At 65.9% G+C, this 22754-nt stretch carries 18 protein-coding genes and 3 pseudogenes; 14 read left to right on the top strand and 7 right to left on the bottom strand.

Annotated elements, in window-relative coordinates; all coding sequences use genetic code 11:
* The first annotated feature begins 50 nt into the window (after positions 1-50).
* Together AB0J47_RS17905 and AB0J47_RS17900 are read left to right on the top strand one after the other, a co-directional pair.
* Positions 51-1883, top strand: coding sequence for a hypothetical protein (locus AB0J47_RS17905; RefSeq protein WP_364346674.1), 1833 nt, complete (start codon positions 51-53; stop codon positions 1881-1883).
* 377 nt (positions 1884-2260) lie between these two features.
* Positions 2261-3589: an NAD-binding protein gene (locus tag AB0J47_RS17900; protein WP_364346672.1), complete on the top strand. Its 1329-nt coding sequence runs from the start codon at positions 2261-2263 to the stop codon at positions 3587-3589.
* Positions 3590-3595: 6 nt separating this feature from the next.
* Here AB0J47_RS17900 and AB0J47_RS17895 read toward each other — a convergent pair whose 3' ends face one another.
* Entirely contained in the window at positions 3596-4480 is an 885-nt protein-coding gene (locus tag AB0J47_RS17895) for a LysR family transcriptional regulator (RefSeq protein WP_364346670.1), read from the bottom strand.
* Positions 4481-4570: 90 nt separating this feature from the next.
* On the opposite strand from AB0J47_RS17895, the gene gabT reads away from it, so the two are divergent.
* The 5 genes and pseudogenes from gabT (at position 4571) to AB0J47_RS17870 (ending at position 10118) form a co-directional block, all read left to right on the top strand.
* The gene (gabT, locus tag AB0J47_RS17890; protein WP_364346964.1) at positions 4571-5893 is read left to right on the top strand and encodes a 4-aminobutyrate--2-oxoglutarate transaminase; all 1323 of its coding nucleotides are present in this window, start codon (positions 4571-4573) and stop codon (positions 5891-5893) included.
* Entirely contained in the window at positions 5890-7143 is a 1254-nt protein-coding gene (locus AB0J47_RS17885; protein WP_364346668.1) for a Glu/Leu/Phe/Val dehydrogenase, read from the top strand. Before gabT ends, AB0J47_RS17885 begins: the two co-directional genes overlap by 4 nt.
* 158 nt (positions 7144-7301) lie before the next feature.
* A pseudogene (locus AB0J47_RS17880) lies at positions 7302-7628 on the top strand (alcohol dehydrogenase); the annotation flags it as partial.
* On the top strand, positions 7625-9094 hold the full coding sequence (locus AB0J47_RS17875) for an NAD-dependent succinate-semialdehyde dehydrogenase (protein WP_364346666.1): 1470 nt from the start codon (positions 7625-7627) through the stop codon (positions 9092-9094). The pseudogene AB0J47_RS17880 and the gene AB0J47_RS17875, both read left to right, overlap by 4 nt.
* Positions 9095-9299: 205 nt before the next feature.
* Entirely contained in the window at positions 9300-10118 is an 819-nt protein-coding gene (locus tag AB0J47_RS17870; RefSeq protein WP_364346962.1) for a CoA ester lyase, read from the top strand.
* Between the two features lie 804 nt (positions 10119-10922).
* Here the strand turns inward: AB0J47_RS17870 and AB0J47_RS17865 are convergent.
* Positions 10923-12254: an ATP-binding protein gene (locus tag AB0J47_RS17865; protein ID WP_364346664.1), complete on the bottom strand. Its 1332-nt coding sequence runs from the start codon at positions 12252-12254 to the stop codon at positions 10923-10925.
* Between the two features lie 484 nt (positions 12255-12738).
* A complete protein-coding gene (locus AB0J47_RS17860; RefSeq protein WP_364346662.1) occupies positions 12739-13428 on the bottom strand; it encodes a TetR/AcrR family transcriptional regulator in 690 nt (229 codons plus the stop codon).
* Positions 13429-13582: 154 nt separating this feature from the next.
* On the opposite strand from AB0J47_RS17860, the gene AB0J47_RS17855 reads away from it, so the two are divergent.
* The 4 genes and pseudogenes from AB0J47_RS17855 to AB0J47_RS17840 all read left to right on the top strand — a co-directional run.
* The gene (locus tag AB0J47_RS17855) at positions 13583-13954 is read left to right on the top strand and encodes a DoxX family protein (protein ID WP_364346660.1); all 372 of its coding nucleotides are present in this window, start codon (positions 13583-13585) and stop codon (positions 13952-13954) included.
* A 37-nt stretch (positions 13955-13991) separates the two neighbouring features.
* Positions 13992-14630, top strand: coding sequence for an NAD(P)H-binding protein (locus tag AB0J47_RS17850; RefSeq protein ID WP_364346658.1), 639 nt, complete (start codon positions 13992-13994; stop codon positions 14628-14630).
* Positions 14631-14674: 44 nt separating this feature from the next.
* Positions 14675-14911: a hypothetical protein gene (locus tag AB0J47_RS17845; protein WP_364346656.1), complete on the top strand. Its 237-nt coding sequence runs from the start codon at positions 14675-14677 to the stop codon at positions 14909-14911.
* Between the two features lie 95 nt (positions 14912-15006).
* Positions 15007-15288, top strand: a pseudogene (locus tag AB0J47_RS17840) (PPOX class F420-dependent oxidoreductase); the annotation flags it as partial.
* A gap of 515 nt (positions 15289-15803) precedes the next feature.
* Here AB0J47_RS17840 and AB0J47_RS17835 read toward each other — a convergent pair.
* Genes AB0J47_RS17835 through AB0J47_RS17825 form a run of 3 tightly spaced genes read right to left on the bottom strand, consistent with a single transcriptional unit; the run spans position 15804 to position 19535 of the window.
* Complete coding sequence (locus AB0J47_RS17835) at positions 15804-16946, bottom strand: glycerate kinase (RefSeq protein ID WP_364346654.1); 1143 nt, start codon at positions 16944-16946, stop codon at positions 15804-15806.
* A 31-nt stretch (positions 16947-16977) separates the two neighbouring features.
* Positions 16978-18405: a C4-dicarboxylate transporter DctA gene (dctA, locus tag AB0J47_RS17830; protein ID WP_364346652.1), complete on the bottom strand. Its 1428-nt coding sequence runs from the start codon at positions 18403-18405 to the stop codon at positions 16978-16980.
* Between the two features lie 35 nt (positions 18406-18440).
* Positions 18441-19535, bottom strand: a complete 1095-nt coding sequence (locus AB0J47_RS17825) for a tartrate dehydrogenase (protein WP_364346650.1) — start codon at positions 19533-19535, stop codon at positions 18441-18443.
* A gap of 134 nt (positions 19536-19669) precedes the next feature.
* On the opposite strand from AB0J47_RS17825, the gene AB0J47_RS17820 reads away from it, so the two are divergent.
* Both AB0J47_RS17820 and AB0J47_RS17815 read left to right on the top strand, forming a co-directional pair.
* Positions 19670-20596 carry a LysR family transcriptional regulator gene (locus AB0J47_RS17820; protein ID WP_364346648.1) on the top strand — a complete coding sequence of 309 codons (927 nt, stop codon included), beginning with the start codon at positions 19670-19672 and terminating at the stop codon, positions 20594-20596.
* A 441-nt stretch (positions 20597-21037) separates the two neighbouring features.
* The gene (locus AB0J47_RS17815; protein ID WP_364346646.1) at positions 21038-21973 is read left to right on the top strand and encodes an alpha/beta hydrolase; all 936 of its coding nucleotides are present in this window, start codon (positions 21038-21040) and stop codon (positions 21971-21973) included.
* 158 nt (positions 21974-22131) lie between these two features.
* On the opposite strand, the gene AB0J47_RS17810 is transcribed toward AB0J47_RS17815, so the two are convergent.
* A complete protein-coding gene (locus tag AB0J47_RS17810) occupies positions 22132-22560 on the bottom strand; it encodes a hypothetical protein (RefSeq protein ID WP_364346644.1) in 429 nt (142 codons plus the stop codon).
* Positions 22561-22604: 44 nt separating this feature from the next.
* Here AB0J47_RS17810 and AB0J47_RS17805 point away from each other — a divergent pair.
* Positions 22605-22736: pseudogene (locus tag AB0J47_RS17805) on the top strand (DNA-binding protein); the annotation flags it as partial.
* Positions 22737-22754 lie beyond the last annotated feature (18 nt).

Genomic DNA, 22754 nt, shown 5'->3' with positions numbered 1-22754 from the left:
CCCCCAGGATGCGCGATACCCGCATCTGCTGGCCCGAGAGGACATTCACCGTGCCAAGACCCCTCTATCCCCCACGGCTGAGCCGTGCCATCGTCGTTACCGTCGCACTCGCGGCGTTGTGCATCGTCTCGCCACCGACGATCGCATCGCCCACTAAATTCGTGCCCGTACCGGGCGATCCGCTCACCGGAAGCGGTGCGGTGAACCGGACCGAACTCACCGCGGGCCAACTCACCAAGGGCGCTGCCACGGACACGGTGCCCGACGGCGCCTTCGCACTGCCCGCCCAGGCAGCACCACCCACCCACAGCTTCGAAGGCACCCTCACCCTCAACGGTCTCTCCACCACCGGCGGTTTCCGTGTGCTGAAAGACCCGGCCGGATACGGAGATACGACGCCCACCCGGCACCTGCCACCGGTCGACATCGCCCTCGTGCAGAACGGTAGCCACCTCGTCCCGGCGAAGCGCGGGCTGCAGTACACGGGGAACCAGGCGTGGAACCTAGCGGTGGGCCCCGGCCGCGCGTGGAACGAGGACGGCGATGGCGACCGCACCCGCGCCTCGCTGCCGTTCGCGCTCGTCGAGCGCAACGCGAACTGCGTGCACAACGGCGCTCTGACTTTCCTCTTCGACGCCACATCGGTCTCCGAAGTCCGCTACCAGATCACCACGGAGACCTGCGAGTACTTCCAGTTCGACATGTGGGGCCAGGTACCGGCCGACTACCGGCCCGGCGCCGTCGACGGCGCCAAGAAGCTGCGCGACGCGTACGCCTCCGAAGTCGCGGACCGGCTCCCGACCAAGCCTGTCTCGGCGCTGGCCACCGACTACCCGGACAGTGGGGTGGACGTGGCGAAGTTCAGCGCCGGCATCACGCCGTCCGCGCTGAGCACCTTCGGCTTCTACTTCGGCGGAGTGCACTATGTGGGCAACTGCCGGACCCGGCAAGGGGAGTACCCGTTCTGCGGCCAGATGCTGTTGCCTTCGTACTCGACCGCGAAGTCGGCGTTCGCGGGAACAGCCATGCTGCGTCTGGCGAAGCGCTACGGCCCTGCCGTGACCCAGGAAATGCTCTCCGACCGAATCCCCGAGACCGCCAGCAATACCGCCTGGAGCGGTGTCACCCTCGACCACACTCTCGACATGGCCACCGGGAACTACACCTCGCCCGGCTACGAGACCGACGAATCGGGCCCCACCATGGCGGACTTCTTCGCAGCCGAGCCCTACGCCGACAAGATGCGACTCGCCCTGTCCTTCCCGCGTAAGGCCAGCCCCGGCAGCCAGTGGGCCTACCACACCTCGGACACCTTCCTCGCCACCCGCGCGATGAACAACTACCTGCGGGACAAAGCCGGTTCGGACGCCGACATCTTCGACATGCTCCGTGACGACGTGCTCGAACCCGTCGGCGTCGGGCCCGACTCGCTCGTCTCCTCCCGCACCGACAACAGCCCCGGCGGAGCACCCTTCGGCGGGTACGGCATGTTCTGGACGCAGGACTCCGTCGCCCGGTTCGCCAAGTTCCTCAACAACGACCACGGCGCCGTCAACGGAACACAAATCCTCGACCCGGCACTGCTCGCGGCCACCATGCAACGCGACCCGGAGGCCCGGGGCATGACCACCACCGGCGCCAAGCCCATGAAGTACCAGAACGGCTTCTGGGGCCAGGAGTTCACCTCCGCCGACAACCCCGCCTACACCAGCCCCTTCTACGTACCGTTCATGTCGGGGTACGGCGGCATCACGGTCGCGATGATGCCGAACGGCGCCGCCTACTACTACTTCAGCGACAACAACGAGTTCAGTTGGAACGCCGCCGTCGCCGAGGCCGACAAGTTAGCGCCCATGTCCGGCGCGGCAGGTACTACGAGGTAGACAACATCGAACGCGCCCTTATCGGCCTGGGATGCGCTTCGCCTGACTATGAGCGTTGCCGGGGTGTCCCACCGGAACCCTTCCAGGTTCGATAGGAGACTCCAGCCAGCCGACAGTCGCTGAGGGGCGGACAGTTCAGCCTCCTTCGTGTGCCTGGGTACGTCACCGGGGCGGGATCGATCAAGCAATGACGCACCCAGGTTCAACTGACAGCGTCTTTCTGGCCAGTCCGGCGTGGTCCTGTATCGCCGGCGTGACGCTGGCGGTGGAGGGCGGGATGTCCTGCCACAGAGCGCTCGGCCGATATGCCCGCCAGGCATCGGGTCCGGCGAAAATTGGCATTGGACGGCATGATTGCAGGACTCGATGATGAACGCATGAAGCCAGACGGCGATACGACCCTGGTCATCGGTTCGCTGGAGATCGCTCGCCGGACCTGCGCCGCGCTCATGGCACGCGGACAACGCGTGATCCACCTGCTCCAGCCCACCGAAACAGATATCCGTGCCGCACTTTCCGCCGGTGTCACCGCGGTGGCCGTCCTGGTCCGCGGTGACGTCACCGCCCTGCGCTACGCATTGTTCGTGGAGCATCTCCTCCCTGAGGTACCACTGGTCGTCACGCTGTTCGATCGCACGGTCGCCGGCCAACTCGTCCGCGCCGTACCCAACTGCCGCGTCACCTCGCCGGCGGATATCGCCGTGCCGTCGATCATCGGCGCGTGTCTTGGCGACGTCCTCGCCGTCGATCAGGACGCGAACGGCCCGTTCGTGCTCACCCGGGCGCCGGGCGGGGTGACCAGGACGCCTTGGCGGCCAAGACATTCCCGGCTTGGATTGCTCCGGAACGCCCTCGCCAGCCAAGCCAGGCCACACGACACCACCAGCACCATTCTCCTGGCGGGACTGGCTGGGCTGCTGCTGGCACTCGGCACCGACTGGCTCATCGCGATGACCGCTCTGCACCACTCACCTGGCCGGGCCCTTTATGCGGCCGCCCGCATCGTGGCGACTGTGGGCCCTGCCGATGCCGACGCCGACGCGCCAGCCTGGTACCTCGCGTTCGCCACCGCCGCGATGCTGCTGACCATTGGCACCACGGCGTTGTTCACCGCCGGAGTCGTCAACCGGCTCCGGTCGCCCCGCAGCGTCAGCCTCATAGGCCGGCGCACGCTGCCCACCCGGGACCATGTGGTCGTAGTCGGATTGGGACAGGTCGGACTCCGTCTCTGTACGCACCTGCGCAGACTGCGGATCCCCGTCGTCGCGGTCGAACGAAATCCCCGCGCGACCAATCTGAGGCTTGCCCGGAAGGCCAACGTGCCGGTCTTGATCGCGCACGCCGGCGACCGCAATATTTTGCGCACGCTTTCCCTGCACCGTGCCCGCGCACTCGCCGCGATGGGCGCTGATGAGCTGGATAACGTCGCGGTCGCCATCACTGCCCTTTCGGTCGCTTCCGACCTTCGGATCGTGCTGCGCGCCGGCGAGAACGAGGTCATCGCCGAGACCCGGTCTCTGTTCCACATCGGCGAGGTTCGTGACGTGACAGCACTGACGACCGCCGCGGTCACGCTCAGTATCACCGGACAGCCCTGGCAAACGGTGTACGCCAGTGATCACGATCTGCTCGCGTACCCTGCGCTCGATTCGGCGAGTGCCGCTCCGGTGCGGTGCGAATGCGACGGGACTCCGGTCTTGAAGTAGTCCCGTTCAGCTGGGTGGCAGGACGTCGGTTCCGTACCGCCGTCCGCAGAAGGTACGGAGCCTGTCGGCGATGTCGGCGAGCGCCGTCGTGGCATGGTGTGCGGGGTCCCAGGCGGCGTAGAGGGTGATCCGCAAGGGTCCATGGGCGCTGGTGATGTGGAGGGGGTGCAGGCCGAATCGGGGGTCGTCCGAGACGATCGCGATACCGCGGTCCGCCGCGGCGAGTGCCTGCGCGACTTGGGCGTTGCCGCATTCGATGATCTCGGGTGCGCCGAGACCGTTGGCCTCCAGCGCCTCGTCCAGGATTTGCCGTGGCCGTAGTGCCGGGTCGAGCACGATGAGCGGCTCCCCGAGCAGGTCCGGGAGGCTGATCGAGTCGTGCCGGTGCCATCTGTGGCCGGGCGGCACGTAGGCCCACAGTGGCAGGACCGCCAGCAAACGCTGTCGCCAGGAGGACTCGGGAATACGCGTGACGATGGCGAGATCGGCGCCGCGGCGTAACGCCTCGGCACCAGTGGTCTCGACCACGGTGGGAAGCGGGTCGTGCGGTCCGAGCGTGGCCAGGAAGGGCGCGATCACGTCATTGAGCGTCGTAACGGGGGCGGCGATGGTCAGGCGCACGAGGCGGCCGGCGGCGAAGTCCTCCGCGGCGGCCCGAGCGTCGTCGGCGTGGCCCAGCACGCCACGGGCGACCGGGAGGAACTGGCGGCCCGCCGCGGTGAGTTCGAGCCGGCCGCCACCACGGTCGAACAGGGCAACTTTGAGCTCGCGTTCGAGTTGCCGCACCTGCCGCGACAGCGCGGGCTGAGTCACGCGTACGACCTGAGCGGCGGCGCTGACGGAGCCATGTTCGGCGACGGCGACGAAGTACCGGAGGGTGCGTAGCTCCACCCGGGCAGTATGCCTCATCGGCATGTATTTGGAAGAAGATAGGCATTGGACCGCATGGGCCGAGACGCCGACGATGGGCTCATGACGACGATGACCGACTTGCGCCAGGTGCGCCACCTGGCAACGGAGATTCCCGGCCCGCGTTCGCGTGCGCTGATGGCTCGCAAGACAGCCACGGTGGCAAGCGGGGTGGGCACAACCATGCCGGTGTTCGCGACGCGTGCCGGAGGTGGGGTGGTCGAGGATGTCGATGGCAATGTGCTGATCGACTTCGGCTCCGGTATTGCGGTGACCACGGTGGGAGCGAGCGCCCCCCGCGTGGTCGCTGCGGTCCGTGAGCAGGCCGAGGCGTTCACGCATACGTGTTTCATGGTGACGCCGTACGAGAGCTATGTCGCGGTTGCCGAGCAGCTCGCCCGGCTGACCCCCGGCTCACACGAGAAGCGGTCGGTGCTGGTGAACTCCGGGGCGGAAGCGGTGGAGAACGCGGTCAAGATCGCTCGCGCGTTCACCGGGCGGCAGGCGGTGGTGGCCTTCGACCATGCCTACCACGGCCGGACGAACCTGACGATGGCGTTGACCGCGAAGGCGTTGCCGTACAAGCACGGATTCGGTCCGTTCGCACCGGAGGTCTACCGCGCGCCGTTGTCGTATCCGTTCCGGGACGGGCTGGACGGGGCAGCCGCGGCGCGCCGCGCGATCGAGGTGATCGAGAAGCAGGTCGGCACCCCTGCCGCCGTGGTGATCGAGCCGATCCAGGGTGAGGGCGGATTCATTGTGACCGCGCACGGGTTTCTGCCCGCGATCGCCGCGTGGTGCCGAGCCAACGGCGTCGTGTTCGTCGCCGACGAGGTGCAGAGCGGATTCGGCCGTACCGGGCAGTGGTTCGCCAGCGAGCACGAAAATGTGGTGCCGGATCTGGTGGTGACCGCGAAGGGGATCGCCGGCGGTCTGCCACTGTCGGCCGTCACGGGCCGCGCCGAGATCATGGATGCGGTGCATGCCGGCGGCTTGGGCGGCACCTATGGCGGAAACCCGATCGCGTGCGCCGCCGCGCTGGCGGTGATCGAGACGATCGAGGCCGACGGGTTGCTCGACCGGGCCCGGCAGATCGAGCGACTGGTGACCGGCCGGCTGATCCGTCTGCAGGAGGCGGACAAGCGGATCGGTGACGTGCGCGGCCGCGGCGCGATGATCGCGATCGAACTCGTTCACCCCGGCACCGGCGAACCCGACGCGGAACTCGCCCGAGCAGTGTCGGCCGCCGCCCGCACGCGGGGCGTGATCGTGCTGACCTGCGGCACCTACGGCAACGTGCTGCGCCTGCTGCCCCCGCTGACCATCAACGATGAGCTGCTGCACGACGGTCTCGACATGCTGGCCGACGCCTTCCGCGCCAGCCTGGACTCATGAGCGCGCCAGCTGTCGGCCCGCTGGACGGGGCGCGCGAGCAGTTGGCCGATGCGGTGAAACTGCTCGGCTACGACCAGGGCACCTACGACATGCTCGCCACACCCCGTCGTGAGATCACCGTCAGCGTGCCGTTGCGCCGCGACGACGGGTCGGTGGAGCTGCTCACGGGACACCGGGTGCAGCACAACTTCTCGCGTGGCCCCGCCAAGGGGGGTGTGCGGTTCAGCCCAGACGTGGATCTGGACGAGGTCCGCGCCCTGGCGATGTGGATGACGTGGAAATGCGCGCTTGTCGACGTGCCCTACGGCGGCGCCAAGGGAGGCGTGCGAATCGATCCGCACCGCTACTCGGCGGCCGAGCTGGAGCGGGTGACTCGCCGCTACACAAGTGAGATCAGCCCGCTGCTCGGTCCCGACCGCGACATTCCGGCCCCTGATATCGGCACGGACGAGCACACGATGGCGTGGATGATGGACACGCTCTCGGTTGCGCAGGGGCACACCGTGCTCGGCGCCGTCACCGGGAAACCGGTCAGCCTCGGCGGTTCGCTCGGCCGCGCCTCGGCGACCTCGCGCGGTGTGGTGCACAACATTCTCGCCGCATTGGAGTGCCTCGGGATGGAGGCGCAGCGGACGACCGCCGCCGTGCAGGGGTTCGGCAAGGTGGGTCGCGGCACCGCGCGTTTCCTGGCCGAGTCCGGGGTGGGCTTGCTCGCGGCGAGTGACCAGCACGGCGCCGTGTACGCGCCCGGCGGGCTGGATGTTGCCGCACTGGAGTCGCATGTGGACACTTCCGGGTCCGTGGTCGGGTTCGACGGCGCCGAACCCATCGACGGTGCGGCGTTGCTGGAACTGGACGTCGATGTGCTCGTCCCGGCTGCGGTGGAAGGCGTGTTACGGGCCGACAACGCGCCACGCGTGCGGGCACGGGTGATCGTCGAAGGGGCGAACGGGCCCACCACACCAGACGCGGACCGGGTCCTGACCGACGCCGGCTGCCTGGTCGTGCCCGACATCCTCGCCAACGCCGGCGGGGTGATCGTCTCGTACTTCGAGTGGGTGCAGGCCAACCAGGCCTACTGGTGGAGCGAAACAGAGGTCGAGACCAGGCTCGCGCAGCGGATGCGGCGTGCCTGGCACGACGTCCGGACTCACGCCGCCGCCCACGGGCTCACCCTGCGCACCGCCGCGACCTGCCTGGCCGTCGAAAGGGTGGCCCAGGCTCATCAGACGAGAGGGCTGTATCCATGAACGAGTTCATCGCCGAAGACCCCGCAACCGGAGGGACCGTGGGCCGTGTCCCCGCCGGCGGCCCCGCCGAGGCCACCGGCGCGGTCGACGCCGCCACGCGAGCCGCCGTCGCCGACTGGGCCGGCACGCCGCCGCGCAGGCGTTCGGAGAGCCTGCACCGCGCGTTCGAAACAGCAGTCGCGGTGACCGGCATCGGCGGGACGACCGTGACCGTCGGGCTCCCCTCTCCCAGCGACAGCGCCACGATCAACCCGCTAGATCTTACCGCCGAGGCGCGTGTGATCGTCGGAAGCTATCTCGGATCCGCCGTACCTTCCCGTGACATTCCGCAGTTCGCGCAGATGTGGCGAGAAGGGCGACTCCCTGTGGGGGAATTGATCTCATCCACGATCTCACTCACTGACATCAACTCAGCGATGGACCACCTTGCGGACGGATCCGCTATCCGCCAGATCATCCTGTTCGAGGAAGCAGACCAATCGTGACCATATCCACCGAGCAACGACTGCTCGCATCAATCCCCACCCAACTTCTGGTCAATGGCGTTTGGCAGGACAGCGCTACCGGTCTGAAATTCGCCGTCGACGACCCCGCCACAGGCGCTGAATTGACGACAGTCGCCGATGCGTCGGCGGTCGACGCCCGCGCGGCAATGGACGCGGCGGCCAGCACACAAGCGTCATGGGCTGCGACCGCACCTCGTGATCGGGCCGATATCCTGCGTCGTGCGTTCGAACTCGTACATGCGAGCGCGGAGGACTTTGCCCTATTGATAACCCTGGAAATGGGCAAAACGCTGGCTGAAGCCCGTGCAGAAGTCAACTATGGGGCGGAATTCCTCCGTTGGTTCAGCGAAGAAGCCGTTCGCACCGAGGGCCGATACACGCCCGCTCCTGACGGCAACGCCCGTCTCCTCGTCACGAAGAAGCCTGTCGGGCCAAGCTTGTTGATCACTCCGTGGAACTTCCCGCTGGCCATGGCCACTCGGAAGCTCGCACCAGCCATCGCCGCCGGGTGCACCTCCATCATCAAGCCGGCGCCCCTTACACCACTGACCACACTCCTACTTGCCAAGATCATGATCGAGGCGGGTGTCCCAGCCGGGGTGGTCAATGTCATCCCAACATCAACAGCCGCATCCACTGTTGCCCCGTTGATCGCCGACCCGCGTTTGCGGAAGCTCTCATTCACCGGCTCGACCGAAGTTGGTCGGAAGCTGCTTGCGCAGGCCGCCCCCACCGTTCTCCGTACCTCGATGGAGCTCGGCGGAAACGCGCCGTTCCTGGTCTTCGAAGACGCTGACCTCGATGCCGCGATCGAGGGTGCTCTCGCGGCGAAACTTCGAAACATTGGTCAAGCGTGCACTGCTGCCAACCGGTTCTACGTTCACGAGGACGTCGCTGACGCTTTCGCTACGAAACTCGCCGACCGGTTCGCCGCGAAGCACATCGGTCGGGGAACCGAGGACGGCGTCGAAATCGGGCCGCTCATCGACGAACCCAGCCGCTCGAAGGTGCACGGGCTCGTCGAGGAAGCGCTCGGTTCAGGCGCGACCGCGATTGCGGGTGGAGTACCCCTCCCCGGGCCGGGCTGGTTCTACCCGCCGACCGTGCTAACGAACGTACCCGCAGGGGCGCGCATCCTGAGTGAAGAAATCTTCGGGCCGGTCGCGCCGATCGCCACGTTCCGCACAGAGAAACAAGCTATCGCTTTGGCGAACGCTACCCCCTATGGACTCGCGGCATACGCCTATACGAAGGATCTTTCGCGCGTGCTCCGGCTCACCGAGCAATTGGAGACCGGAATGCTGGGCATCAACGCTGGTGTCATCTCCAACCCCGCGGCTCCGTTCGGCGGAGTCAAGCAGTCCGGGTTGGGGCGAGAAGGCGGGCGCGAGGGAATCGAGGAATACCTCGAGACCATGTACGTCGGAATATCAAATCCTCGTTGACATGATCTAAACCCGCTTCGCGTCCTCGCGGGGTGTGTACCAGTCGTGTGCGCAAAGGCCGGGCGTCATCTCGAGCGCCCGGCCTCAGCATCATGTCCCAGCCGCAAAAATTGTGAACCCTCCTTCCCCGTGCCCGGCAGTCCATCAGCGCAGCGAAAGGCGCATCGTGACGATTGATGTAACCAACGTCCCGTCCCCCGGCAAAATGCGGTGGCGTCCGCCACCGGCTAACGCCAGGTCATGGCTTCTCGTACCCGCGAGTAAACCGGAGTTGTTTGCCGAGGCCGCCGCCTCGCAAGCCGACGCAGTAGTGCTCGATCTCGAGGACGCTGTCGTGCCCGCAGCGAAACCGGCGGCACGCGACGCGGTCGCGCGCTGGGTCGGAGCCGGTATGCGGACCTGGGTACGCATCAACGATGTGACCAGCGCCTACTGGCAGGACGACGTGAGACTGCTGGCGTCTCTACCCGGGATTGACGGAGTGGTGCTGGCAAAAACCGAGAATCCAGCGCAGGTCGAAGCGACTGCTGCTCAGTTGGCAGCGGGCACGAAGATCATCGCCTTGCTCGAGTCCGCTCGTGGAGTCGAGGCAGCCATTGATATCGCCGGAGCCGCGAGCACCTTCCGGCTGGCATTCGGCAGCGGTGACTACCGCCGCGACACCGGCGTTGCCGACCTCGCCATCGCGTTGGCTTACCCCCGCAGCAGGCTGACCATTGCGAGTCGTATTGCGGGATTACCGGGACCGATCGACGGACCGACGCTGGACCGTGCCGAGGACGCCCTCGCCGAGGCCGCACGATCGACAGTCCAAATGGGCATGACCGGAAAGCTCTGCATGCATGTCGACCAGGTAGCTGTCGTCAACCAGTGTCTCGCTCCGTCTCGCGACGAGATCGCCTGGGCGCGAGAAGTATTGGAGCGACTGGGTCCCGATGGTTCTGGAGTCGAAGACGGCAGTGACATGCCCCGACTTGCCCGTGCGCGCAAGATCGTCAACCTCAGCCAGACATTTTCGCCCTGACCGATCAGCGCACACGTCGAGGTATTCCAGCTTTGCGCGGCCGCCGAACGAGTAGAGCCGAGACCACTCTTCGCTGTAGCCCTCGAGACCGACGTCGGCAGAGGTCTAAGCAGTGTCTCTGTCGCGGACCTGCAACCGTGGACGCCCAGTTGCTGGGCTGGCTTCGAACATCCTGTAATCGGCGACCGAGCGCTTCGGCAGCCAACGACATCGTCGTCCGCTACTCGCGAAGAGCAGACCAGCCACCATACGGACTGATCGAAGACGAAGTCGCCTAAATCCCTGGCGGTACCCGATCACTTCCTCCCGACTCCACAGCTCGGCCCTGCCATCACCGCGAGGCGCAATCCATTGACAAACAGTCCGGAAGGTCTCACCGAAGCCGTAACACGATCAACAGCCAGAAGTCATTTATCACCGCGGCCGGTATGAAAGACGCTCAGCCGCAGCCGATTACGGCAGAAACACGCCACCGCCAACATTGAAACCACCACAGCAATTACCTATATTAGATGTCATCGAACACATGGTTCAGGCAAATCTGCCGCACTGAGGGGTTCAAGTCCCCTCTCGCGCACCACTCGAGCACGTATTTGCGTCAAATCTGACGCAAATACGTGTTCGAACACCCAGCAGACCGGGCGCGGTTGGCGCGGATTCGCTCCGGTTGTTTCGCGAGTGCCGCTCGACATCGCCAACTACGGCCGCGCATGCGCCGGCCTAAGCAATGCAGAGGGTGCTCGAAGCGGCGGGTGGTGCGATCACATACTCCTCGGCGCCGAAGAGGCTGCGGCTGCGCTCGTATCAGCTGCTGTAGAGGGCATCCGAGCCGACCAGCACCACACCGTCCGCTTCGGCCGTCTCGGTCAGTGCCGGCATGAAACCAGCGCCGCTGTAGCAAGCCAGCCGGGTGTGGCTGGTGTCGAACCTGGCCGAGAGCAAGTCACGGATGCGGCCGAGTCGGTCTCGGTGACCCAGCCCCATCACGTCGTTCCATTTGGCTTCGCCAATGGATAGCAGCACCTCGCGGCCGTCGGAAAGCTCGCCGAATACCGCGATGTCGATCTCATGGGTGGTCTTCTGAGCGGGATCACTGACCATACCGCTGGCGACTCTGGTGACATGGCCGCCGAACAGGTCCTCCGGCGCGTAGTCGGCAACCCAGTTTCGGCAGATCTCTTCGAAATGTGGCCCCAGCACATTGCTTTCGAAGCGATGCCGGCGGCGCTCCCACAACCGTGCCGGACGGCGGCCACGTTCCCACTCGGTCCAGTCGGGTCGCAGGATCGCCTGATAGAACGCAACGAGTGGTTCGTTGATGCGGTAGATCATGCGGTTGCCTCGGAACGCGTCGTGCTCGCGACGCAACAGCCCGCAGTCTTCGAGAACTGTGAGCGGATGTGTGATATCGCTGGCTTTGCGTCCCACATAGGAAGCGATCCCGCCGCTGGTCGCGTTCCCGTGCGCGACGGCGGCCAGGACCGAGTGATAGAGGCCAGGGTCGCGCAGTCCCGGTTCTTCACTGAGGAGGTACCGCGCCTCGCGGAACAGCGGGCTCGACGGATTGAGGACTGTCCGCAGCACCCAATTGTCGAAGTCCTCGATATCAGCCGGAGTATCGCCTTCGACGAATTCGCGTCGATAGGCCGGTGTTCCGCCGACGATCGCGTGCACCTGGATCGCCAACTTAGGATCGCTTATCCCCCAGAACTCCGCAGCGAGCCGGTAATCCAGCGTAGGGACTATCAATTCCAGTCCGGCCCGGCCGCGCAGCGGCGCACCACCGGACAGCAGTGACCCCATGAACGACATCGCAGACCCGCACAGCAACAACCGACCCCGCGATCGGAGCCGTGCCGCTCTGCGCGGCGCCAACGCCGACTGGATGATCGACGGGAGCTCCGGAGTGGCCTTTGCCAAATACGGGAACTCGTCGATCACGACCGGCACCTCCCGATCCTCGGTCACGGCCAGCAACGCATCGATTGCCTGCCGCCAATCATCGAATCGGATGGGCAACCGTGACCCACTGAACTCGGCAACCGCCGCCGCGAAGTACCGCAGCGATTCCGCCTCGGTGGCCTGATCCGCGGCAAAATAGAAGCCCCCGGTCGCTTCGCAGACCGCCTCCAGCAAAAACGTCTTCCCCTGCCTACGGCGACCAGAAACCACACCCAAGGTCGCATGTGGCTGACCGCTTGTCACAAATCCCGTGAGGGCACGCCACTCCCGATCGCGGTCGAACATGTCGGCCGGCTTTTCGATCAGCGAGACCACCTCCGAGTTTGAGGAACCATACTTACACTAAGTGTACTTCCTCAAGTGGACGCAGCGGAACCAGCCACAAAGAGCGGTTCGTATCAGCCACTGTGCCAAATCGGCCAAGCCCAAGCGTTTTCCACCGCCCAACGACGGTCAGGGAACCGTCGCGCCCACCTCAGCAACCATCGATACTCCGGCAATAGAATAGGGCGGAATCGGCCAGATCAAGGCCAGCGAGCGCAAGGTCGCTGTCGGAACCACGTCCTGGTTAAGAGGCGCAATTCCGAAGCGAGCCTACCCAAAAGACTATGTGGCGCTATCCCATCGATGTGCAGGCTCAGGGTGTGACGCGACGCCCTCAGCGCGGGGCAGGGCGCGTGAGGCGGACCATGGCGCGGTAGAGGGCTCGTGGTTGCGGTGGTGGGGGTAGTGCGGGGAGTTCGGTGCCGGGTGTGGCGAATGCGCGCAGCATGTACCCGACCAGGCGCTGCCAGGTGTCGGGGGCGGCTTCGCCGGTGGCGGCGATGACTCCGGCGTTGGCCATCAGCAGCACGACCATGTCCTCATCAGTGAAGTCCGGACTCAGGTGACCGCTGGCCTTGGCATGGGTGATCAGTTCGAGAAAGCCGTTATATGCCTGCGTGCGGCGGGCTTCAAGGGGCTTGGCGGCGGGAAAGGTCATGGTGAGCACGTCGGCGAAGCCGCGGTCGGCGGCCTGCATCGCACAGACCGCCTGGACGTAGCCGACGAACCCGTGCCACGGGTCGGGGTTCTCCAGCGCGGTCGTCACGGCGGTGACGTAGGCGTCCATGCGGTCGGCGAACACCGCTGAGATCAACTCCTCACGGGTGGCGAATCGCCGCGACAGCGTCGCCTTGCCCACCCCGGCTTCCCTGGCTACCGAGGCCATCGACACCCCCAGGCCTTCGCGGGCGAACAACCGGCGTGCGGCGGCCACGATGCGCGCGCGGTTGCGTTCGGCATCCACACGGAGCTCCGATCCTTGCTGGTCGTCGGTGGTCGGTCCGGGTGGGAGAGGGTTGCTCATGGCTCCCATCCTACCCAAGTGGAACACCCTACCCACTTTTGCTGTTACACTACCCGACAGAACCGGGCACCCCGTTCCACTTCCTCTGGTTCGGCCCCTGAACTGCGATAGCCCCTCGCCTGGCGGCGGTTGTCGCCTTATCGAGGAGTTCGTTTTGAACGTTGCGTTGTGGATCGTGGCCGGGGCACTGGCCGCCATGTTCGGTATGGCCGGGGTGATGAAGGCCACCCAGCCCAAGGACAAGCTCGCAGAGAAGTTGTGGTGGGTCGAGGACGTCTCCGTCGGCACGCTGCGCGTGATCGGGGTGTCCGAGTTGCTCGGTGCGCTTGGGCTGATCCTGCCCGCGGTCACCGGCATCGCGCCGGTACTGACACCGACCGCGGCGGTCGGTCTGGCTGTGATCATGGCCCTGGCCGTGGTGGTCCACGCTCGCCGCAAAGAACCGTCGGCGATCGTGTTCAACCTCGTATTGCTGGCGGCGGCGGTGTTCGTCGCGTGGGGACGCTTCGGCCCCTACAGCTTCTGAGAACCCCTAATCGCACAACTCGAGGAGATTTCCCGGCATGAAGGTCACCGTATTCGGCGCGTCCGGTGGTATCGGCCGTCTGGTCAGTACCCAACTGCTCGACGCTGGGCACGAGGTCACCGCCTTGGTCCGAAACCCCGCCAAACTCGGGCTTACCCATCCGAAGCTGACAGTGATTGCCGCCGAGCTCACTGACTCTACTGCGGTGACCGAGGCCGTCACCGGTGTCGACGCTGTCATCAGCGCCCTCGGCCCCTCCCTGAAACGCTCCGATACCGGTAGCCCGCTCACCGAGGGCACAAAGACGATCGTTGCTGCCATGCAGGCGGTAGGGGTGGCACGGTTCATCGGGCTGGCGACGCCCTCGCTGCCCGACTCGCGCGACAAACCACATTGGAAGCACAAGGTCCTGCCCGTGATGGCCAGGCTGGCGTTTCCCAACGCACTGACCGAGCTGCAGAACATGACCACCGCAGTCACCGGCTCCGACCTGGACTACACCATCGCCCGCATCACCGCGCCGAAGGACAAACCCGCCACCGGCCGCGTCCGCTCGGGATTCCTCGGTCACGACCGCATCGGCTCGGCGGCCAGCCGCGCCGATATCGCCGCGTTCCTCGTCTCCCAACTCACCGATACCCGCTATCACCGGACAATGCCCGCCATCAGCAACTGACCCTGCGGCGCTGCGTTGCTGGCCGAAGCGCTTTCGCCGAAGCCTTGAACCTGTTCGGTGTCGACCGGAGCGACTACGACGCCGCTGTCGCCGGGAAACTCGAACTGCTGCTGGCCCTTCGTGACAACGATTCGATCGCCGACTTCGGCGGCTTGCCCGCGCACATGGTCAGCGACTCCATCGAACTACTGGCCACGGAGATCGCTCCCGTCATCCGCCGTGAAACCCGCCCTCCGACGCCGCCACATTCGGCAAACACCCACCAGCAGTTTGTTCCCTGAAACTCCCGTTCCCGCCGTCGCGGTCCGCAGGCCCCGCCGCCAACCACGGAACCAGCCCCATACCAGACCACGGAAAACACCATCGGAAGGAAACCATGAAGTCCATCCCGAACACCCATCGCGACCTGATCGAAACCCCGCACGTCGCGACATTGAGCACCGTCGGGGCCGACGGCACACCGCAAGTTACCGCGCTGTGGTACCTCACCGACGGCGACACGATCGCCACATCACTGATGACCAGCCGGCAGAAGTACAAGAACATCGTCGCCCACCCGAAGGCCACACTGTTCATCGCCGATCCAGCCAACCCGTACCGCACCCTGGAGATCCGCGCGATCGCGACGATCGAACCTGATCCCGAACTCGCCGTGTTCGAACGGATCGTCCGCCACTACGGCCAAGACCCCGACACCTTTCCCGCTCCTCGCGACAACCGTGTTCCTGCGTCTCACTTCGACGCGAGTAGTCGCGCAGGGCTGAAACGACCCACTTGCGGCCCAGCAAAGTTGCGGTTCGAGCCGCACCTTCGCCGGCGCCTCGAACGATGCGCGATGTCAGGGGTCATTCCATCTGCAAGTGGGTGTTGTACGCCGGTGAGCACTGTCAGCGCCGCTGCGACGACCGGCGGCTGCACCGGCGCCTCAGCACGCTCATCTCTCTGCGAGGCCCTTGCATCTACCTCATTGACGTGTATGGGAGTCACTCGCCCGACCTCAGGTCCCAAGTGGCACTCGGCTCGCCGCAGAGTATCGGCCGTTCGCATGCCATCGCGTGATCGCGTCGGTGCCGGTGACCAGCCCTCCTCGTCTGGCCTTGCGGTACAGACCCTTTCGGTCGCACGCTGTTGCGACCATGCTCGCGCGGATACCGGCCGGGACTGTAGTCACGATCAGTCGCGTACGTCACGGTGCAGCGCCTGGTTGGGTCGGCAGGTGCGTGCGCGATCCCCGATCAGTGCGCCGATGTCTCGCAGCTGGGCGGCGGTGCGCTGGGGATCGTGCGCGGTGTCGGTGCCCGCGTGGTCGGCGACAGCGTATGTGTCCGCGAAAAGTGTTGTGGGACAGGTGAGGTCGTTTCTGCCGACAACGGCGACCGCGGGGATCGGTGCGGCGCGTCGAGCAACGACGGCGGGAAGTTTGCCGGTGAGCGTCTGCTCGTCGAGTCGGCCTTCGGCGGTGACGACGAGGTCGTTGCCGGGCAGGTGTCGGTCGAAGTCGAGGAGGTCGAGGAAGTAGTCGGCGCCGGACACGATGCGGGCGCCGAGCAGCAGACCCGCGAAACCGCAGCCGCCTGCGGCACCGGCACCAGGCGTGCGCGCGTGGGCGGCCGCGTTATGCCAGCCGGACCGCTGCAGTGCGGTGACAAGATGGTCGAGCCCGCTTTCGAGGCGATCGATCTCGATTACAGTCGCGCCTTTCTGCGGACCGTAGACGGCGGCCGCGCCGCTGGGGCCGGTGAGCGGGCTGGTCACGTCGCCGGCGACGACCAGTTCGATTCCGCGCAGATCGCCCGCGTCGGCGGCGCGCACTACGTCGATGCGACCCAGATTGTCCGCGGTTGGTGTCATGGTGCGGCCGTTGTGGTCGTGGAAGGTGTACCCGAGCGCGGCGAGCATGCCCGCGCCGCCGTCGGTGCTGGCGCTGCCGCCGAGGGCCAAGACGACTCGGCGCGCTCCGTTGCTGATCGCGTGACGGACGGCTTCGCCGAATCCGTAGCTGGTGGCGGTCATCGGGGCGAGCTCAGCGTGCGTCAGTGTCGCGAGGCCGCATGTGTTCGCTACTTCCACCACGGCGGTCGTCGCGTCGACGGCGAGCGTCGCCTTGTGCGGACGGCCGAGTGCGTCGGCGACGATGCATGTCCGAGGGCGCATCCCGGCGGCGAGCGCGGCAGCGACGCTTCCGTCGCCGCCGTCTGCCAGTGGCAGTGTGACGCTGTCCACACCCGCCCGCGCAAGTCCGTGGGCGAGATTGTCGGCGACTTCGGTGGCCGACAGGCTGCCTTTGAACTTGTCGGGCGCGATGAGGACTCGCATCGGTGTTCCTTCCTGGGGAGGGCGCGTCCGTTCAGGACCGCGCGGCGGGGCCGACGAGCGTGGCCGACGAGTCGGAGCGGATCGGTGCGGTGGACGACGCGATCGTGTTGCTTTCGGCGTTCACTGCTGGTGGTGTGCCTGCGTCGTCTGCCGGATCGTCGAGCGGCGGAACATCGTGGCCCGCGAACACTTTTCGAGCCCGATCGATGTCGAGTTCGTTATTCCATTTCGCCACGAACAGGGTGGCGACCGAGTTGCCGATGAAGTTGACCAGGGCCCGGCACTCGGACATGAACTTGTCGATGCCGAATACGAGCATGATGCCGATGGCCGGAATGTGGCCGACGGTGCTCAGCGTCGCCGTGAGCGCGATGAAACCACCGCCGGCGACACCTGCCGCGCCCTTGGAGGTCAGCAGCATGACGGCGAGCAGGCCGAGTTGCTGGCCGATGGTCAAATCGGTGTTCGTGGCTTGGGCGATATAGATCGAGGCCAGCGACAGGTAGATCGCGGCGCCGTCGAGGTTGAAGCTGTACCCGGTCGGCACCACCAGACCGACGGTGGTCTTGCTGACCCCGGCGTGCTCGAGCTTGCGCATCAGTCCCGGTAGCGCCGGTTCGGCGGTGGACGTGCCCAGAATCAGCAGCAACTCTTCGCGCAGGTAGTGCAGGAGCTTGAAGATATTGATCCGCAGATACGCCAGCACCGATCCGAGCACCACGAACACGAACAGTGCGGATGTGGCGTAGAACAACAGGATCAAGCTGCCGAGACTGGTCAGCGTGGAAACCCCGTACTTGCCGATCGCGAAGGCCATGGCCCCGAACGCGCCCAACGGGGCGAGTTTCATGATGTAGGACAGGACCTTGAAGACGATCTTGGTGAGCCGGTTGACCGCGTCGAGCACCGGGCCGCCGAGCTGGCCGACCGCGTTGAGCGCGACCCCGAAGATGACCGCCAGGAAGATGATCTGCAGGATATCGCCCTCGACGAACGGTCCGACGACACTGTTGGGCACGACATGAGTGATGAACTCCCACCAATGCTGTTTCTCGCCGGCGGTGATCAGCTTCTGCGCCGAAGTGCTGGCCTCGATCTTGGCCGGGTCCGCATCGACCCCTTCGCCGAGCCGGAACACATTGATCGCCACCAAGCCACTGATCATCGCGAGAATGGTGCCGACCTGGAAATAGGTCAGCGCCTTGATCCCGGTCAGACCGACCTTCTTCAGATCGGCGACGCCGGCGATGCCGCCGACGATCGTGAGGAACACGATCGGCCCGATGAGCATCTTCATCGCGGTCACGAATGTGGTGCCGATCGGCTCCATCGCAACCCCGGTGCCCGGCGTCAACCAGCCCACCAGGACGCCTAGGACAATCGCGACGAGTACCCAGATGTACAGCTGCTTGTACCACCGCTTCGTGGCCCGGTCAGCTCCCGAGTTCTGTGTTGCCATGATGACGTAACCTCTTGTGGCCGTTGCGATGTCGGTTAGGCGTGGGTGAGCGCCGAAGTCAGCGCGGCGATTACGGCATCGGTGATGTCGTCGGTGGTGGCGAACCCGCCGATGTCACGGGTGAGCACGCCACAGCCGGTTGCGGTTTCGATCGCGGCTTCGACCCGGCGAGCCTCGTCGTGCAGGCCGAAATGATCGAGCATCAGCGCGGCACTGGCAATCGCGCCGATCGGATTGCTGATGCCCTGGCCGGCGATGTCCGGGGCCGAGCCGTGCACCGGTTCGAACATGCTGGGGAAACGTCGTTCGGGGTTGAGATTCGCGCTGGCTGCCACACCGAGGCTGCCGGCCAGAGCCGAGCCCAGATCCGAGAGGATGTCGGCGTTCAGATTCGACGCGACGACCACCGACAAGTCCTCGGGATGCAGGACGAACTTCGCGCTCATCGCGTCGACCAGCACGCTCTCGGTCTGCACGTCCGGGTAGTCGATCGCGACGCGCCGGAAAACCTCGTCCCACAGCACCATGCCGTACTGCTGGGCATTGGATTTGGTCACGCTGGAGACCTTCTTGACCCGGCGGGTGCGGGCCAGGTCGAATGCGAAGCGGATTATGCGCTCGCACCCCTTCGCCGTGAACAGCGCGGTCTGCAGTGCGACTTCGTTTCCCGGTCCGCGGCCACTGAGGTTGCGCCCGCCCAGGCCCGCGTATTCGCCCTCGCTGTTCTCCCGGACCACTACCCAGTCCAGCTTGTGATCGTCGGCGGCGCGAAGGGGAGATACGACGCCGGGCAGGAACTTCACCGGCCGCACGTTGGCCCACTGGTCGAAGTTCTGGGTGATGTTGAGCCGCAATCCCCACAGACTGATGTGGTCCGGTACGTTCTGCCAGCCGACCGCACCGAAGTAGATCGCGTCGAAGGACTGCAGAATCTGCAGACCGTCGTCAGCCATCATCCGCCCGGTCTGCTCGTAGTACTCGCATCCCCACGGAAACTCTGTCCACGCGAAAGTGAACCTGCCCTGCGACTGCGCGGCCAACGCATCGAGCACCCGGCGGCCAGCGGCCACAACCTCCTTTCCTACCCCGTCCGCGGGAATGGAGGCGATCGTGAATATCTGCTGTGCCATGAGGAACTCCGTGCTGTTGTGTGCGTCACATTGCGTGTCGAATCCATTACGCGTCACAGCGGCGGCGTCGTCTAAGACCTACTTGCGATCCGGGGTATAGGTTCAGCCTATCCATGCAGATAGGGTGGGCCCTTGTGGACGTCAGGCAGCTGAAGTTCTTCCTTGCGGTGGTCGATCACGGCGGTTTCGGCAAGGCCGCACAGCAGTTGATGGTCGCCCAACCGTCACTGTCGCAGGCGATCGCCGGCTTCGAACGCGAACTCGGGATGCCGCTGTTTCACCGCGTCGGGCGCGGCGTGGTGCTCAGCAACGCGGGCAAAGCGCTCGTCGGGCCGGCGCGGGTCGTGCTTCGCGATGTGGACGAGGCAGCCGCCGTAATGCGCGCGCTGAAGGGTCTGCGCGGCGGTCGGGTCGACGTGATCGCCATGCCCTCACCTGGGATGGAACCGCTGACGACAATTCTCACCGCATTCGTCCGAAACCATCCGGACGTGACGGTCAACATCGAGGCCGGCTTCACCCCGGAAGAGGTTCTCAGCAGTGTGCGCAGCGGGGCGTGTGAGATCGGCGTGCTCGGATCCGCCGACCCGACTCGCGCTCCGGACCTGGACGTCGTCCCGCTGGAAAACCAAGCACTGGTGTTGATTTCGGGTCCGCACGACGAGGTGCCCGAAGGCCCAACGGTTCGCCGAGAGGACCTCGGCGGCTGCCGGCTGATCGTGTCGCAGCGTGGTTCGCTGATGCGGGCGCTCGTCGACGATGTGCTCGCCGACGGCATCCAGGTCACCATCGTTGCCGAGGTCGCGCATCGCACGTCGATCCTGCCGATGGTCCTCAACGGCATCGGGCGAGCAGTGATGCCCGCGTCGTGGACACAGTCGGCGCAGCGCGCCGGCGCATACGTGCACCGCATCGTCCCGGAGTCGTATCTGCACGTCGCCGCCCTCAGCCGCCGCAACCATCTCACCGCTCCCGCGACCGCACTGATGGCCGAAGCGCGGCGCAGCGGAATACGAACTCGCCAGCAGGTGTCGTCGAGGTCGGACGATTCCGGCGACTGAGTTCGAGGCTCGTGCACCCGATCGAGTCGTCGGCGATCACGCAGACCGCCACCACGGTTTCGCTGCGCAGCAGGAAAACCAGGTCGCTGGTGGCCGATGCCTCGTCTGCGGTCCAGGAGGTGATCACAGTGTCAGCGATGAAGTGGCGCGCCGGCGCGGTCATTTGCGCCGCCCAGCCCTTGAAGGACTCGCAGATGGTTTCGTGGTGGCACACCTGCCGCCACCGACGATGCAGTTGGTTGGCGGGTTGTTTCTCCCGATCCCTTCGTTTTGTTGGCCGATCGGTACAAACCAAATTAGCATGGGACACGGTTGACGCGGACTGTTCGACCGGGAGGCGACCTTCGCGTCCTACCCGCAGCGCTTCGTGGACCCGCCGCCCGTGGCGGGCCCCGCTGAATTCGGCGGCGGTCCGAACATCTTAGAAAAGAATGCATTCCGATGGACATCTCTCTGGTCGCCGCTGAATTACGCCGCCCGGTCCGCCACGTTCCGGCATTGCCGATCGGCAGCCGCTTGTTCCTGCGCTTCGTACAGGCGGCAGGCAAACACATGCGCACGGCACCGGTCGAAGGCGTGCGGATCGAAGACGTTACCGATGTGCGGCCGAAACTGCGGATGTACCAGCCGCTGCACGCGGGCACACCGGCCGCACTGCTGTGGATCCACGGCGGCGGGTACGTGCTCGGCCATCCGCGCCAGGACGACGCCCGGTGCGCCGGACTCGCGCGCACATTGGGCATCACCGTGGTGTCCGTCGATTATCGCCTCGCGCCCCGCCATCCCTTTCCGGTCCCGCTGGATGACTGCTACACCGCCTGGATGTGGTTGCAGCGCAATGCCGAACGGCTCGGTGTCGACCTCGAGCGCATCGCCGTCGCCGGCGAGAGCGCGGGCGCCGGGCTCGCGGCCTGCCTCGTCCAGCGTCTGCACGGCGAGGACCATCGCGCTCCGGCCGCCCAGATGCTCAGCGCACCGATGCTCGACGATCGCACCGCGGCCCGGCGGGAGGCGGATGTCCCCGATCATCTGGTGTGGAACAACCACCGCAATCGCATCGGCTGGCGGAGCTACCTCGGCGCCGAGCCGGGCGCGGCCACTGCCCCGGCCTACTCCGTGGCCGCGCGCCGCGACGACATGACCGGCTTGCCGCCCACCTGGATCGGTGTCGGGGACCTCGACCTGTTCCACGACGAGAACCTGGCGTACGCGCAACGGCTGCAGGCCGTCGGCGTCGACGTCACCGTGGATGTGGTGCCCGGCGCGCCGCACGGATTCGACCACTGGGCCGCGGGCACCGATATCGCCCGGCAGTACAACGCCCGCGCGGACGAGTGGCTCGGACGCATTCTCGGTCTGACGCCTGTGCGGCCATGAGCGAAGGGGTCCCCGACAAGGTCATCGGTCACCCCGTGTGCGGGATGGGCACGGTCCTGGGCCAGCACAAGAGTTCGATGCCGTCGATGACCTTGCCCGCGGCCCAGACGGCGTCCTCGGACGAGATGTCGTCGAGGGATTCACCGTTGATCAGGGCGTCAGGTGAACAACCGCGTTTCCGAAGCCGCCGTGCGGCAGAGTTCGAGGAGTTGCACCCCATTGGGCCCCGCCACGGCTTCAGGCACCTCGATGTTCGGTTCGGTGATCACGATGTCGTCGACGGCGAGGCGCCGCTCGCCCAACGTCAGGTCACCGTCGGTCACCAGCGACCAGCACCAGTCGCGGAGCTTGTGTGCGGGAATCTTCTCGCCGGGCGCCAGCCTGGTACCGAGGGCAACACCGCGATCCGGATCGTCACTCGGGCCGAGATCCCAGCGGCCGACATTGGTCAGGGTGCCTTTGACGAGTCCGGGTGTCCCATCGATCTTCATCGTCTGATTGCCGTGGTTCTGTTCGGCGCCCGGTGGCCGTGAACCGAAGTTGAAGGCGCCGGCCGGGCCGTACTTGAAGATGCCGGGCCGGTACATGAGCCGGCCTGGACCAACCAGGGTCGGATGGTCGTGGTACTCGGGTCACCGGTGCGGAGCCGGGCGCGGTCGATATCGGCGACCGTGGCCGCATGGTGCTGCGCCGAGTGGCCGTGCGAACGGGTGTGCCGGATTACGGCTATGCGTTCGAACCAGATCAGGAGGTGGCGGCGTGAGACACAATCGTGCAGCGC

The sequence above is a fragment of the Nocardia sp. NPDC049737 genome, from assembly GCF_040674755.1.
Lineage (GTDB): Bacteria > Actinomycetota > Actinomycetes > Mycobacteriales > Mycobacteriaceae > Nocardia.
This window is presented reverse-complemented; position numbering and strand designations above follow the sequence as displayed.

Coding starts and splice junctions, on each gene's coding strand:
- AB0J47_RS17900 (WP_364346672.1), top strand. CDS start 2,261: ATGAAGCCAGACGGCGATACGACCCTGGTCATCGGTTCGCTGGAGATC.
- gabT (WP_364346964.1), top strand. CDS start 4,571: ATGACCGACTTGCGCCAGGTGCGCCACCTGGCAACGGAGATTCCCGGC.
- AB0J47_RS17885 (WP_364346668.1), top strand. CDS start 5,890: ATGAGCGCGCCAGCTGTCGGCCCGCTGGACGGGGCGCGCGAGCAGTTG.
- AB0J47_RS17870 (WP_364346962.1), top strand. CDS start 9,300: ATGCGGTGGCGTCCGCCACCGGCTAACGCCAGGTCATGGCTTCTCGTA.
- AB0J47_RS17860 (WP_364346662.1), bottom strand. CDS start 13,428: ATGAGCAACCCTCTCCCACCCGGACCGACCACCGACGACCAGCAAGGA.
- AB0J47_RS17850 (WP_364346658.1), top strand. CDS start 13,992: ATGAAGGTCACCGTATTCGGCGCGTCCGGTGGTATCGGCCGTCTGGTC.
- AB0J47_RS17835 (WP_364346654.1), bottom strand. CDS start 16,946: ATGCGAGTCCTCATCGCGCCCGACAAGTTCAAAGGCAGCCTGTCGGCC.
- dctA (WP_364346652.1), bottom strand. CDS start 18,405: ATGGCAACACAGAACTCGGGAGCTGACCGGGCCACGAAGCGGTGGTAC.
- AB0J47_RS17825 (WP_364346650.1), bottom strand. CDS start 19,535: ATGGCACAGCAGATATTCACGATCGCCTCCATTCCCGCGGACGGGGTA.
- AB0J47_RS17815 (WP_364346646.1), top strand. CDS start 21,038: ATGGACATCTCTCTGGTCGCCGCTGAATTACGCCGCCCGGTCCGCCAC.
- AB0J47_RS17810 (WP_364346644.1), bottom strand. CDS start 22,560: ATGTACCGGCCCGGCATCTTCAAGTACGGCCCGGCCGGCGCCTTCAAC.